General features: G+C 62.6%; 13 protein-coding genes. 9 read left to right on the top strand and 4 right to left on the bottom strand.

The genetic code is table 11. The annotated features are described in order from the left end of the window. Positions 1 to 37: 37 nt before the first annotated feature. Positions 38 to 1,597: a bifunctional aminoglycoside phosphotransferase/ATP-binding protein gene (locus tag DPM33_RS12015; RefSeq protein WP_112097630.1), complete on the top strand. Its 1,560-nt coding sequence runs from the start codon at positions 38 to 40 to the stop codon at positions 1,595 to 1,597. Here DPM33_RS12015 and DPM33_RS12020 read toward each other — a convergent pair. Next, a complete protein-coding gene (locus DPM33_RS12020) occupies positions 1,592 to 4,291 on the bottom strand; it encodes a bifunctional acetate--CoA ligase family protein/GNAT family N-acetyltransferase (protein WP_112097631.1) in 2,700 nt (899 codons plus the stop codon). The genes DPM33_RS12015 and DPM33_RS12020 overlap by 6 nt on opposite strands. A 150-nt stretch (positions 4,292 to 4,441) precedes the next feature. Between DPM33_RS12020 and DPM33_RS12025 the strand changes: the two genes are divergently transcribed. From DPM33_RS12025 to DPM33_RS12045, 5 genes are all read left to right on the top strand, one after another. Beyond that, positions 4,442 to 4,828: a DUF302 domain-containing protein gene (locus DPM33_RS12025; protein WP_112097632.1), complete on the top strand. Its 387-nt coding sequence runs from the start codon at positions 4,442 to 4,444 to the stop codon at positions 4,826 to 4,828. Next, positions 4,828 to 6,699, top strand: a complete 1,872-nt coding sequence (locus DPM33_RS12030) for a heavy metal translocating P-type ATPase (RefSeq protein WP_245442089.1) — start codon at positions 4,828 to 4,830, stop codon at positions 6,697 to 6,699. The genes DPM33_RS12025 and DPM33_RS12030 overlap by 1 nt, the downstream gene beginning before the upstream one ends. Positions 6,700 to 6,713: 14 nt before the next feature. Next, a complete protein-coding gene (trxC, locus tag DPM33_RS12035; protein WP_112097633.1) occupies positions 6,714 to 7,163 on the top strand; it encodes a thioredoxin TrxC in 450 nt (149 codons plus the stop codon). 84 nt (positions 7,164 to 7,247) lie between these two features. After that, positions 7,248 to 7,634, top strand: a complete 387-nt coding sequence (locus tag DPM33_RS12040; RefSeq protein ID WP_112097725.1) for a hypothetical protein — start codon at positions 7,248 to 7,250, stop codon at positions 7,632 to 7,634. Positions 7,635 to 7,661: 27 nt separating this feature from the next. Continuing rightward, positions 7,662 to 8,252, top strand: coding sequence for an NAD(P)H-dependent oxidoreductase (locus tag DPM33_RS12045; RefSeq protein WP_112097634.1), 591 nt, complete (start codon positions 7,662 to 7,664; stop codon positions 8,250 to 8,252). Positions 8,253 to 8,409: 157 nt separating this feature from the next. Here DPM33_RS12045 and DPM33_RS12050 read toward each other — a convergent pair whose 3' ends face one another. After that, the gene (locus DPM33_RS12050; protein WP_112097635.1) at positions 8,410 to 8,898 is read right to left on the bottom strand and encodes a cupredoxin domain-containing protein; all 489 of its coding nucleotides are present in this window, start codon (positions 8,896 to 8,898) and stop codon (positions 8,410 to 8,412) included. A 254-nt stretch (positions 8,899 to 9,152) separates the two neighbouring features. On the opposite strand from DPM33_RS12050, the gene DPM33_RS36170 reads away from it, so the two are divergent. Next, positions 9,153 to 9,431, top strand: a complete 279-nt coding sequence (locus DPM33_RS36170) for a PepSY domain-containing protein (RefSeq protein WP_167449032.1) — start codon at positions 9,153 to 9,155, stop codon at positions 9,429 to 9,431. Next, a complete protein-coding gene (locus DPM33_RS12060) occupies positions 9,409 to 10,008 on the top strand; it encodes a cytochrome b/b6 domain-containing protein (protein WP_112097637.1) in 600 nt (199 codons plus the stop codon). Before DPM33_RS36170 ends, DPM33_RS12060 begins: the two co-directional genes overlap by 23 nt. 60 nt (positions 10,009 to 10,068) lie before the next feature. On the opposite strand, the gene DPM33_RS12065 is transcribed toward DPM33_RS12060, so the two are convergent. Together DPM33_RS12065 and DPM33_RS36175 are read right to left on the bottom strand one after the other, a co-directional pair. Next, entirely contained in the window at positions 10,069 to 11,052 is a 984-nt protein-coding gene (locus tag DPM33_RS12065; RefSeq protein ID WP_112097638.1) for a zinc-dependent alcohol dehydrogenase family protein, read from the bottom strand. Positions 11,053 to 11,141: 89 nt separating this feature from the next. Then, on the bottom strand, positions 11,142 to 11,309 hold the full coding sequence (locus DPM33_RS36175; RefSeq protein WP_167449033.1) for a hypothetical protein: 168 nt from the start codon (positions 11,307 to 11,309) through the stop codon (positions 11,142 to 11,144). A 225-nt stretch (positions 11,310 to 11,534) separates the two neighbouring features. Here DPM33_RS36175 and DPM33_RS12070 point away from each other — a divergent pair, with 225 nt between their 5' ends. Continuing rightward, on the top strand, positions 11,535 to 12,182 hold the full coding sequence (locus tag DPM33_RS12070; protein ID WP_112097639.1) for a helix-turn-helix domain-containing protein: 648 nt from the start codon (positions 11,535 to 11,537) through the stop codon (positions 12,180 to 12,182). Positions 12,183 to 12,186 lie beyond the last annotated feature (4 nt).

Raw genomic sequence — 12,186 nt, forward strand, 5'->3', positions numbered from 1 at the left:
GAAACAACCAAGCAACAGAAGCCAATGGACGCACGTGATGATCGCTGAGAACCAGGACATGGTGGTCGAGATGTTCAAGGATCCTGCCACCTATGGCGAGGTGGGGCCCGTCGAAATGATCGAGACCCACATTTCCCGAATTTTTCTGGTCGGACGACGTGCATTCAAAATGAAGCGGGCGGTCAAGCTGCCCTATGTCGATTTTTCGACGCCGCAGTTGCGGCTCGCCGCGTGCGAAAAGGAAGTGGAGTTGAACTCCCGAACGGCGCCCGGTCTCTATCTCAATGTCCACCGCATCACACGCGCGGGAGACAGGCTTGCCTTGGACGGATCGGGCGAACTGGTTGACGCCGCCATCGAGATGGTTCGCTTCGATCAGTCAAACCTCCTCGATCGCATGGCCGCCGCGGGAACGTTGACCCCCGCGCTGATGACAGGCGTGGCGCGCATGATTGCGCAATACCACCGCAGCGCTGACGTGATCCATGCCGGCGGCGGATCGGCGAACATCGGCGGCGTGCTTGAAATCAATTCGGCCGGATTTGCGACAAGCCACGTATTCGATGAAAAGGAGATCGCAACACTCGACAAAGCGTTCCGCGATGCACTCGCCCGCCACGCCAGCCTGCTTGACCGGCGCGAGGCGACAGGCCGAGTCCGCCGCTGCCATGGCGACCTGCATCTGCGCAATATCTGCCTGCTCGATGGTGAGCCTCGGCTGTTCGATTGCATCGAGTTCAATGATCAGATCGCCACGGTCGATGTCCTCTACGATCTCGCATTCCTGCTGATGGATCTGTGGCACCGCGGCTTCCCACAATTCGCCAATCTGGTGATGAATCGCTATCTCGATGACGCCGACGACGAAGACGGATTCAGCCTTCTGCCATTCTTGATGGCGGTGCGGGCAGCGGTGCGCGCGCACGTCATCGCAACACAAGTGGAGGAAGGCGGCCCCAACCCCGCACAGCTGATTGCCGAGGCGCGATCCTACTTCGAGCTCGCACGCGCCTTGCTTACTGAAACACCGCCTCGGCTCGTTGCGATCGGCGGTCTGAGCGGCTCGGGCAAGACGACGATCGCTGAAGCGCTCGCACCCCAAATCGGCGCGCCACCAGGCGCCCGGATCGTCGAGAGCGATCGCATCCGAAAGGCCATGCATGGCGTGGCTGCCGAAACCAGGCTGCCCGACAAGGCTTATCGACCCGGCGTATCGGAACGCGTCTATCGCCAGATCGCCTGGCGTGCGGAACTCATCCTTGCCCAAGGTGGCTCCGTCGTCGCCGACGCTGTTTTCGACAAACCGGAAGATCGCGGCAGGATCGAACGCGCGGCGAATGAAACGAATGTCGCGTTCGCGGGTATCTGGCTGGCCGCCGATCCACTGGTGCTTTGGCGTCGTGTCAGCCAGCGAAAGGGGGGGCCTTCCGATGCCACGGTCGACATCCTGTCGCGGCAGTTGCAGCGCGATGCCGGTCCGTTGGCCTGGCGCAAGATCGAGGCAGATCGCAAGGTGGCCGAAATCACAGCCGAAATGCTGGCCCTGGTTGAAGGAACCTCTTCCTCCGCGGTCCGCCTCGGCAAGACGGGATCATGAAATCGACCGGTCTAAACTCACCTCCAGGGAAGCCAGGGACAGGCCCGGCTCGCTAGGATGGTGCGCCACCGCGAAACCGAATTCCCGGCACATTGTCAGCATCTTGCGATTTTCGTTGAGGATTGTGCCTTCGATGCGGCTGATGCGTTCAGCCTTGGCATAGTCGATGATCAGTTTCAGCAGGGCCCAACCAAGGCCATGGCTCTGCAGGTCGGACCGCACCAGCAAGGCATATTCGCCAGTCCTGTGATCAGGATCACAGGAAAGCCGGCCGATTCCGGCGAGCGCTCCCGTGCTCTCCTCGATCACTACGAAGGCGATGTCGCGATCGTAGTCGAGTTGCGTTAGCCGCTTCAGCATCTGATCGGGAAAGTTCCTGCGTGGCGACAGAAAACGCAGCCGCAGGTCGTCGGGCGAAATCTTCGCCAGGAATGCAGGGTAAAGGGAAAAGTCCGACGGCATGATTGGCCGGATGTGGAAGGACATGTCGTCAGACACGAGATCGCGGCCCCACCCGGATGGATAGGGCCTGATGGCAAGGGCCGGGTTCGGCGCAGCTTCATCCACCCGCCCCGGATCGATTTCGATACGGGCGTCGAGCGCGATCACCCCCTTGGCGTCGGCCAGCAGCGGATTGATATCGAGAGCGACCAAGCAGGGGAAGTCGACGATCATTTGCGACAGGCCGTTGAGCGCGGCAAGGATCGCGCCCCGGTTGGCTGGCTCATGATCACGATAGCCGGCCAGCAGCCGGCCTATTCGCGTGTTGTCGATCAGATCTCCAGCCAGCACGTCGTCGAGCGGCGGCAGGGCTATCGCCGTGTCACTCACGGCCTCGACCGCGGTGCCGCCGGCGCCAAAGAGAATAACCGGGCCGAACATCGGGTCCAGGTTCATCCCCAGGATGAGTTCCTGCGCATGCCTGCGCACGACCATGGCCTGCACCGTGTAGCCATCGAGCTTCGCCCCAGATGCCTGCGATCTCATGCGTGTCTCGATCGACTCTGCGGCCTTTACCGCCTCCTCGGCACTCGCAATATCGAGGACCACGCCGCCGATGTCGGACTTGTGTGACACGACCCTCGACAACAGTTTCACGACTAGCCGCCCGGAGTTCTCGAGGAGGCGGACGGCAGCCCGGGCCACTTCCGGGACAGACCGCGCAACGATGGTTTCCGGTACGGCGATGCCATAGGCGGCGATCGCCGCTTTTGCTTCCGGCTCCGTCAGCATGCGCCGCCCTTCGGCAGCCACCTGCCGAAAGATGGCATGCGCCGAGGCCCTGCCAGTGACTTGACCTTCTGTTCGGCAAGAAGGCGCACGCAGCAAAGACTGCTGTGCACGCGACCATTCGCTGAGATAGGACGCAGCGGTCGCCGTATCCTCTGGAGTATCGAAGCTCGGGATGCCTGCTTCCGTCAGGATGCGCCGGCCCTCCTGAGCGGTATGCCCGCCGAGCCAGCACGCGAGGAGCGGCTTTCCTCCGATCTCGCCTTCGTCGCCGAGCTCGGCCACCTTCCTTGCGACTTCGGCGGAGGAACCGAGCCCGGTCGGGCAGTTCATGACCAGGATGACATCCGTCCCGGGATCCGCCGCCACTGCCTCGAGTGCAGCACGATATCGTTGCGGGGCAGCATCGCCGACGATGTCGACGGGGTTTGCGTGCGACCAGGTCGTCGGCAGCACGCGGTTGAGCTGCTCGATCGTGGGCGGCGAAAGCATGGCCAACTCGACTCGGCGTTCGACGAGCTTGTCGACCGCGAGAACGCCCGCGCCGCCGCCATTGGTGACGATGCCGACGCGCGCCCGCTCGAGCGGGGAGTAGCGCCCGATCGTTTCGGCGGCATCGAGCAATTCGGCGAGGTCCTTGACGCGCAGCACCCCCGCCCTTCGAAGCGCCGCTTCCACGACCCGGTCGGCGCCAGAAAGCGCGCCGGTATGTGTCGCAGCCGCCTTGGCCGCCTGCTCATGCCGGCCCGGCTTGATTGCAATGACAGGCTTGAGCCGTGCCGCCGCCCGCGCGGCCGACATGAATTTGCGCGCATTGGGTATGGTTTCGAGATACATCACGATCGCTCGCGTGTGAAAATCCCCCGCCAGCATGTCGAGGCAGTCGCCGACGTCGACATCGGCCATGTCGCCGAGCGAGATGATCCTCGAAAAGCCGACATCGTTTTCTGCCGCCCAATCGATCAGCGACGTGGCAATCGCGCCTGACTGCGAAATGAGGGCGATGTTCCCGGGTTGCGCGGCCATGTGGGCGAAACTTGCGTTGAGCTTGGCAGGCGGGATCATCAGCCCGACCGTATTCGGACCGATGATACGCATGAGCGAAGGTTTGGCCGCGTCGAGCATCGCCTGGCGTAGACCGTTCTCGCGATTTAGCCCCGCGGTGATGACGACCGCGGCGCGCGTCCCCTTCCCGGCGAGGTCCAGCACGATGCCGGGAACGGTTTCTGGAGGTGTCACGATCACAGCCAGATCGGGAACGCCCGGCAGATCGGCGACCCTCTGGTAGCAGCGATGGCCAATCACCTGCGAATGTTTTGGATTGACGGGCCAGACGTCCCCTTCGAAGCCGCCGCTGACGATGTTGTCGAAGACGACGCGACCGACCGAACCAACGCGCTCGCTGGCGCCGATGACAGCGACAGATCTTGGCGAAACGGCGTATTCAAGATTTCGGATTGTCATTCCCGAAGCTCCTTGCCGCCAGATTCACCAAAGGCTCGGCGCATTCATTGCGCTGGATCAAAGCGCCGCGCGGTCCCTTGCGCCTAGCTGCGAAGTCACTGCTCGCAAGCCGTCATTTCCAGCGAGGATCGCCGTCGTAGGAGAAACGCAATGAGTTATTACTTCAGCAAAAACCTCGACATGCCGTTTGCCGCGGCGATCGAACATGTCACCAAAAAGCTTGCCGGCAAGGGCTTCGGCATCCTGACGAGGATCGATGTCCAGCACACGATGAAGATCAAGCTGGGCGTCGACTTCAAGCCCTACATGATCCTCGGCGCCTGCAATCCACATTTCGCGTGGCGCGCGCTGCAGGCCGAGGACAAGATCGGCGCGATGCTGCCTTGCAACGTGATTGTAACCGAGATCTTGCCAGGCAAAGTCGAGATTGCCGCAGTCGATCCGGCAGCGGCGATGGGGGCCATCGAGAATCCAGCACTTGCCGCAACGGCAAAGGATGTCCGGTTGTTGCTGCAGGAATTGATCAGCGAACTTTGATGGCTGACGCCATGGATGAGTCCGCACTACGGCGCGCGCTTCTGCTCATCGCCACAACGGGTCTGGCACTCGGGTTGGGCGTATGGCGGAGCGGCACTGTTCCCCTCTCGCCCGACACAATCTGGACAGCGGCAACCCTGCCCGTCGTTGCCACGCTCGCCATCTCCATCTTGCGCGATTTCTGGATCGGCAGGATCGGCGTCGACGCGATCGCGCTGGTTTCGATGTCGGCGGCACTGCTGCTGGGGCAGGCCCTGGCAGCGGTGGTTGTCGCCATCATGTATGCCGGCGGCACGGTGCTGGAAGACTTTGCGCGCGGCAGGGCGGAACGCAATCTCAGAGCGCTGACCGACAGGGCGCCGCGCTTGGCGCATCGAAAATCCGCACAGGGCGCCGAAACCATCCCCATCGATCAAGTCGCGATCAACGACGAATTGCTGGTACGGGCCGGCGAATTGTTGCCGGTCGACGGCACTCTGATTGACGGTTCGGCCGTGCTCGATGAATCGAGCGTCACAGGCGAGCCCTTGCCGGAGCGCAGAGGCGCCGGCGACGCATTGCGCAGCGGTACCGTCAACGCCGGCGAGGCTTTTGTCATGCGCGCCTCGGCCATCGCCGACAACAGCACCTATGCCGCGATCGTACGTATGGTCACTGCCGCGCAAACCGCGAAAGCGCCGTTCATACGCCTGGCCGATCGATTTGCGTTGGTGCTCCTTCCGGTCACGCTGCTGCTCGCCGGCATCGCCTGGCGCCTTTCAGGTGACCCGATCCGCGGTCTCGCCGTTCTGGTGGTTGCTACGCCCTGTCCGCTGATCCTCGCGGCGCCCGTGGCATTCATCGGCGGCGTATCACGTGCCGCCAAGGCTGGCATACTCATGAAGGGCAGCGCGGCACTCGAGGCGCTGGCCCGGATACGCACTGCCGTCTTCGACAAGACCGGAACTTTGACACTCGGCGGCGCCGAGCTCGTCGAGATCGACGTAGCTCCCGGCCAGGAGCCGGATGAATTGCTACGGTTGCTGGCTTCATTGGAACTGGCTTCGCATCATGTTCTAGCGGATTCGATCGTCCGCATGGCCCGCCATAGAAAGCTGACGCTTTCCCAACCTCGTCACGTTCGCGAGCATCGTGGGGAGGGCCTCGAGGGTTTGGTTGACGGGACGGCGGTCGCCGTCGGGTCGAGGCCACTGGTTCTTGGGGACGGGCCACTGCCAAAATGGGCGGACAACGGAGAAAAACGGCACCGGGGCGCGCAAGTGCTGAGGGTGTTTCTGGCTTTGGACGGCCGGCTGGCCGGCATCTTCACCTTCGGCGACGCCATTCGCGAGGATGCTGCCGACACCCTTGGGGCTTTACGTTCGGCAGGGGTCGCGAGGATAGTGATGCTCACTGGCGACGACGCCGCGGCGGCCGAGAAGATTTCCGCTTCGCTCAAACTCGACGCTGCCTTTGCCGATGCCACGCCGGCGGACAAGGTCGGAACGGTCGAGGCCGAGAAGGCGACGGCGCCGACGATGATGGTCGGCGACGGCATCAACGACGCTCCTGCGCTCGCCGCGGCGACCGTCGGCGTCGCGCTGGGGGCTCGAGGCGGCACGGCTTCATCGGAAGCCGCCGATGTTGTCGTGCTGACCGATAGCCTGAAGCCAGTCGCGGAGGCATTGCGGATCGCCAGGCGCACGCGCGGAATCGCCCTGCAAAGCATCATCGTGGGACTGGCGCTCTCGGGCGCGGCGATGATCGCGGCCGCCATGGGGCACTTGACGCCAGTGGCAGGCGCATTGCTTCAGGAGGGGATAGATGTCGCCGTCATACTCAATGCGCTGCGTGCGCTTGGTCAGGGACGCTTGGAACACAGTCGTAAATAGGAGCGCTGAAGGTCATGACGCGGGAGAATCTGGTGGTTTGCACCAAATGCGGCGTGGTCAACCGCCTGCCGGGCGGCCGGAACGGCACCGACGCGAAATGTGGAAAGTGCGGTGCGCTGCTGTTTTCAGGATTACCGCAGGACGTCGACACCGCGAACTTCGATCGTCAAATCGGTCGCGGCAGTCTGCCTGTCCTTGTCGACGTCTGGGCTCCATGGTGCGGACCCTGCAGGACGATGGCGCCCGCCTATGAGGCCGCGGCGAAGGCGCTGGAGCCACACATGCGCCTGATCAAGCTGAATTCCGACAGGGAGCAGGCCATCGCGGCGAGGTTAGGTATTCGCGGCATCCCTACGATGATCCTGTTTCACCGCCAGAAAGAAATAGCGCGAATCTCGGGGGCAATGAGCGCCAGCCAAATCGTCGGCTGGGTTCGCGGCCATGTGTCGACAGGCACAGGCTAGCCTGTGGGGAAACCAAGGCCCGTTTGACCTTGATCAAGGTTCCGTCCGGACGCTGCGATAGGAATGGCCTCGAAGGAGTTTGCCATGACCACTTTGCACGACCTTACCCCCAAATTCAGGAACATCCGCCTGCTTCTCGCTCGCGAGAAGGGCCATCCCGAAGGCGATCGTGAAGAAGGCTATGACGTGCTGGCGCCGCTCACCGACGAGGGACGCCTGGACGCAAAGGAGTGGAAGTCGCACCAGGCGCTCTGTCGTGTCCGCCACTTCCGAGTTGGCGAGGACGATCTCATCGGCCGTTTGCGTCGCAAGCCGGGCGGACAATGGTTTTTCGACTATGCCGAGGGCGACCGTGACGACGAGGCCGGATTCCACCTCGATGATGAACGCTTCGTGACCGGCGAATATGTCTCGATAAGGCGCAACGGGGCCATGCACACCTATCAGGTCGCCCGGGTCGAGCAGCCGTAGCACCTCTCAAAGCCGGTCGGGGGAGCCATGACGCGTCGCATACTCGTTCTCATCGGCCATCCCGACCCGTCCCCCGATCGGCTCTGCCGCGCCCTGGCGTCGGCATATGTCGAAGCCGCCGAGCGGGCAGGTCATTCCGTGCGCCAGATCGACCTCGCCTTGCTGGATTTTCCCATGCTCCGGACGATGCAGGAGTTCGAACACGGGACGATCCCCGACGGCCTCGAGGAAGCAGCCGACGCCGTCGCATGGGCGCAGCATTTCGTCTTTGTCTTTCCACTTTGGCTCGGCACCGTGCCAGCCTTGCTCAAAGCCTTTCTTGAGCAGGTGATGCGACCAGGCACTGCCTTCGCCTATCCGGCCGAAGGCGAGAGTTTTGCCAAGTCCTTGTTGCGCGGCCGCTCCGCGCGTTTGGTCGTGACCATGGGAATGCCTGCGGCCGTCTATCGGATCTGGTTCCTCAGCCACGGGATTGCCGGCATGCGGCGCGGCATCCTCAATTTCGTTGGCATCAGGCCGGTGCGGGAAACACTGTACGGCATGGTTGCGAGCGCCAGCGACGCAAAGCGGGCGAAGTGGCTCGGACAAATGCGTGTGTTCGGTCAGCGAGGGCTTTGAGCCACTGATCCGGAAAAATCGCGGGAGTGCCGGCTCGGCGGCAAAGCCCAGAGCCGACAGTCTTAGCAAAATGCCCAAAATTCGGGAGCGAGACAGGCGGTCACGGCAGGCGCTTCGAGGCGACACCGCAGCGGTTTTCGGCCAAGAGCCGGCCAGCCTACGGATCGACTGTAAACTCGGCCCACATACCGGCACCGTAGTGACCTGGCACGTTGCAGATGAGCAGGTACTTTCCAGCCTTCAGATCAACGGTCAAAGAACCTGATTTGCCGGGATCGAGCTCCGAAACCTCGCCCTTGTCGCCAGCCTTGTCTTCGTCGACCCGGTTCTCGGCATCAATGTAGGGAAGTGGTTTCTTCGGGTCGGCGAGGAACATCACGATCATTTCGTGAATGGTATCCTTCGAATCATTCTTCACCTTGAAGGTAACCTCTCCGGCCTTCACCGCGCCGGGCAAGACCTTCATGCCCATGGTTGCCCTGGTGATGTCCAGTCCTGGTGCCGCATAGGCAAGCCCCATCGGCATCTCGGTGCTCGCACCCTTGTCCCAAAGAGAGACCTGGACGAGCGATGCAGCCTGGACGGCGCCGGAACTGCAAGTCGTCAGCATGGCCGCGGCGAGTCCAAGCTTGGATATGGTGTTCATGGTGGTCCTCCTTCGGGGCGGCAGCATGAGCGCTCATGCCCCACTTCACCCTGCTCGCGCACCCGTCCGCCGTCCTTGCGCGAAATCAAACTGACCGTGGCGAAATCAGATGCCGCGCCGATGCATCTGTCAGCCAGTTGTCAGGTTTGATCGGCTATGTCGCCGCAATGACGGTGAAATCATCGTCTCGCAGGACCGATCGAAATCCCAACCCAGGCGCGACGCTCGCGCCCGATAGCTCAAATGGAGTCATCATGTATCGTACACTCTTTCTCGCAGCGCTTGCCGGTATGCTTGCTGGGCCGGCGCTTGCCGCCGGCGGCACTTGCAGCACCGCCCCGAAATCACAGTTCAAGCCCAAGGCAGCGCTCGAGGCGCAATTGACCGGTGAGGGCCTGACGGTGCGGCAAATCAAGGTCGAGAAGGGTTGCTACGAAGTCTACGCGGTCGACAAGGCGGGCAAGAAAGTCAACCTGGCCTACAATGCCGAGACCCTTGAAAAGCTCGACAATGCCGAAGCCGGCGAGAACTGATCGCAGCATTTCAGCAGCGGCGGACAGGCAGCCGGCGTCAGAGGGAGTAGTGCGTGTCTGGGACCGGGTCGTGCGGAGTTTCCACTGGGCGCTGGTGCTCAGCTTCGTCACCGCGTGGTTGACAAGCCATTCCTCGGAAGACATCCATCATTGGGCTGGTTATGCCGCCGGCGCGCTGGTCGCGATGCGGCTCGTCTGGGGCGTTCTGGGAACGCCCTATGCGCGCTTCTCGCAATTCCTGCACGGTCCGGCGACGGTGTTGGGCTATCTTTCCGCGATGCTGAGCGGTCGCGAGGCACGCTACATCGGCCATAATCCCGCAGGCGGCGCGATGGTGGTCGCGTTGATTGCGGCGATAAGCGCAACCGCGCTGACCGGCTGGCTGATGACCACGGATTCCTATTTCGGCGTAGCATGGGTCGAAACGGCGCACGGTTTTGCCGCGCACGGTCTGTTGCTGCTTGTCCTGCTCCACATTTGCGGCGTGGCGCTGGCAAGCTTCCGGCACCGAGAAAACCTGGTTCGGGCCATGATCACGGGGCGAAAACGCAGGGCCAAGCAAGCCGATGTCCCCTGACGATCCACCAGCCTTTCCGACACCACAGGAGAGAATCCCTCGTTCGGCGTAGCTCGTGCGTCACGGCCGCAGGACGGCGGCGCCGCTCAGCCTGCCCGTCCGCAAATCGTCCAGCGCCTGGTTGGCCCGCTCAAGCGGATAGACCTTTGTGTGCGTGCGCACCTGAGCGCGCTGCGCTATCGGAAAGAATTCCTCCGCGTCACGGCGAGTAAGATTGGCGACTGAAACCAACTCTCTTTCTTCCCAGAGAAGCCGGTAGGGCATCGATGGGATGTCGCTCATGTGGATACCGCCGCAAACCACGCGGCCACCTTTGCGCACCGCCCGCAACGCCACTGGCACCAGTTCGCCGACCGGGGCGAAAATGATCGCGGCGTCCAGCTCGACGGGAGGCAATTCGTCAGACGATCCTGCCCAGACAGCGCCCAACGAGCGCGCGAATTCCTGCGCCTGAATATCACCAGGCCGCGTGAAGGCGAAGATCTGACGCCCCTGCCAGACCGCGACCTGCGTGATGATATGCGCGGCGGCGCCGAAGCCGTAGATGCCCAGTCGCCTGCCCCCGCCCGCCTTCTTGAGGCAGCGCCAGCCGATCAGCCCTGCGCATAGGAGCGGCGCCAGCGATACTGGATCCGCCGCGGCATCGAGCTCGAAGGCGAAACGCTCGTCGGCAACCACATGAGTTGCGAAGCCGCCATCCCGCGTGTAGCCGGTGAACAAAGGGAGATCGCAAAGGTTCTCGGCGCCGGCGACACAGTAAGGGCAATGCCCGCAAGTATGTCCCAGCCAAGGGACGCCTACTCTCCGGCCGAGCCGAGACTGTGACACGCCCTCGCCAACCAGGTCCACGATGCCGACGATTTCGTGACCGGGGACAAGCGGCAACTTCGGCCGCGGCAGATCGCCGTCAACGACATGCAGGTCGGTCCGGCAGACGGCGCACGCTTCGACCCTCAGCCTCATCTCGCCCGGTCGCGGCGTAGGGTCGGGGCGATCGATAGCCTTCAAAGGAGTGCCGGACCTCTCCAGCACCATTGCCTTCATGACACACCTCGGTCCGGAAATGATGGGACGGAGACCTTCCGCCCCGGTAACAAAATCGGAAATGCACTGCCTGATGTGGATCGGCCCTACTACCTGATCTTCACCGCCTGCGACCGCACATGGCGGTGGTCGAAGCCGTAGCTCGCTGCAACGTGACTGCGCTTCCGAGCCGAAAGCATTTCGAAATAGAGGCCTAAGGCGGCGAGATAGGCCAGGCCGAGTACCCCAGCCCAGATTTCGATGATGTCGGAGGTCATGACCAAATTCCCTTGGTTGGATGGTTGACCGAATAATCGCCCAGCCAATTCGTGCCGACCTTGATCGTGGTCAATCGCATAGTGCGCAACACGCTCGGCGATGCATGGATCGATCGAGTGCCTTCGGGCTCGGCTCTAGGTAGTTTCCCGTAGGGACATAACCGAATTTCGGCGTGGCGGGATTTGCGCGATTGCTGTTGTCACGAATTCACCGGGACCACAGCCATGTACGCTCAAGCTTCCGCCAAGATCGAACTGGCGTCATACACGCCCCATCAGAGCCCCGCACCCGTCTTTGACGGGGCGCCAACGCAGCCGGTCAGCTTCTTCCCCGCGGGCACCGAGATCTACGCCCAGGGCGAAAAGGCGGGCGCTCTCTACCAGGTCGAATTCGGCGCCGTGCGCATCTATCGCCTGCTTGCCGACGGTCGCAGACAGATCAGCGCTTTCCATCTGGCGGGAGAAACTTTCGGCTTCGAAGCCGACACCACCCACCACTTCTTCGCCGAAGCGATCAACGCTACCGGCGTGCGGGTGTTTCGCACCCCGTCGGGCATGGACATGTCCCGCCAGCTGCTGCCTCTCGCCTTGAAGGGGCTAACCCGTGCACAGGAACATCTCCTGGTGCTTGGCCGCCAGAACGCCATCGAGCGCGTCGCGGCATTCCTCGTCGAAATGTCGGAGCGCCAGGGTGGGTTGAGGCAGGTGGAACTGCCGATGTCGCGCAACGACATCGGCGACTATCTCGGCCTCACGATCGAAACCGTGTCGCGGGTCTTCACTCGCCTGAAGGAGAAAGGCGTGATCCGTCTGCCCAGCCTTCGCAGCATCGAAATCCTCAAGCGGGACACGCTGCTGGCGATGGGGGAATGAGGCA

This window comes from Mesorhizobium hawassense (assembly GCF_003289945.1).
Classification (GTDB): domain Bacteria; phylum Pseudomonadota; class Alphaproteobacteria; order Rhizobiales; family Rhizobiaceae; genus Mesorhizobium; species Mesorhizobium hawassense.

Bases quoted from the DNA above. Each gene is read 5' to 3' on its own strand.
- DPM33_RS36175 (WP_167449033.1), bottom strand. From the start codon at position 11,309: ATGACCTCCGACATCATCGAAATCTGGGCTGGGGTACTCGGCCTGGCC.
- DPM33_RS12040 (WP_112097725.1), top strand. From the start codon at position 7,248: ATGACCACTTTGCACGACCTTACCCCCAAATTCAGGAACATCCGCCTG.
- DPM33_RS12030 (WP_245442089.1), top strand. From the start codon at position 4,828: ATGGCTGACGCCATGGATGAGTCCGCACTACGGCGCGCGCTTCTGCTC.
- DPM33_RS12060 (WP_112097637.1), top strand. From the start codon at position 9,409: ATGCCGAAGCCGGCGAGAACTGATCGCAGCATTTCAGCAGCGGCGGAC.
- DPM33_RS12065 (WP_112097638.1), bottom strand. From the start codon at position 11,052: ATGAAGGCAATGGTGCTGGAGAGGTCCGGCACTCCTTTGAAGGCTATC.
- DPM33_RS12025 (WP_112097632.1), top strand. From the start codon at position 4,442: ATGAGTTATTACTTCAGCAAAAACCTCGACATGCCGTTTGCCGCGGCG.
- DPM33_RS12045 (WP_112097634.1), top strand. From the start codon at position 7,662: ATGACGCGTCGCATACTCGTTCTCATCGGCCATCCCGACCCGTCCCCC.
- DPM33_RS12050 (WP_112097635.1), bottom strand. From the start codon at position 8,898: ATGAACACCATATCCAAGCTTGGACTCGCCGCGGCCATGCTGACGACT.
- DPM33_RS12020 (WP_112097631.1), bottom strand. From the start codon at position 4,291: ATGACAATCCGAAATCTTGAATACGCCGTTTCGCCAAGATCTGTCGCT.
- DPM33_RS12070 (WP_112097639.1), top strand. From the start codon at position 11,535: ATGTACGCTCAAGCTTCCGCCAAGATCGAACTGGCGTCATACACGCCC.
- DPM33_RS36170 (WP_167449032.1), top strand. From the start codon at position 9,153: ATGTATCGTACACTCTTTCTCGCAGCGCTTGCCGGTATGCTTGCTGGG.
- DPM33_RS12015 (WP_112097630.1), top strand. From the start codon at position 38: ATGATCGCTGAGAACCAGGACATGGTGGTCGAGATGTTCAAGGATCCT.
- trxC (WP_112097633.1), top strand. From the start codon at position 6,714: ATGACGCGGGAGAATCTGGTGGTTTGCACCAAATGCGGCGTGGTCAAC.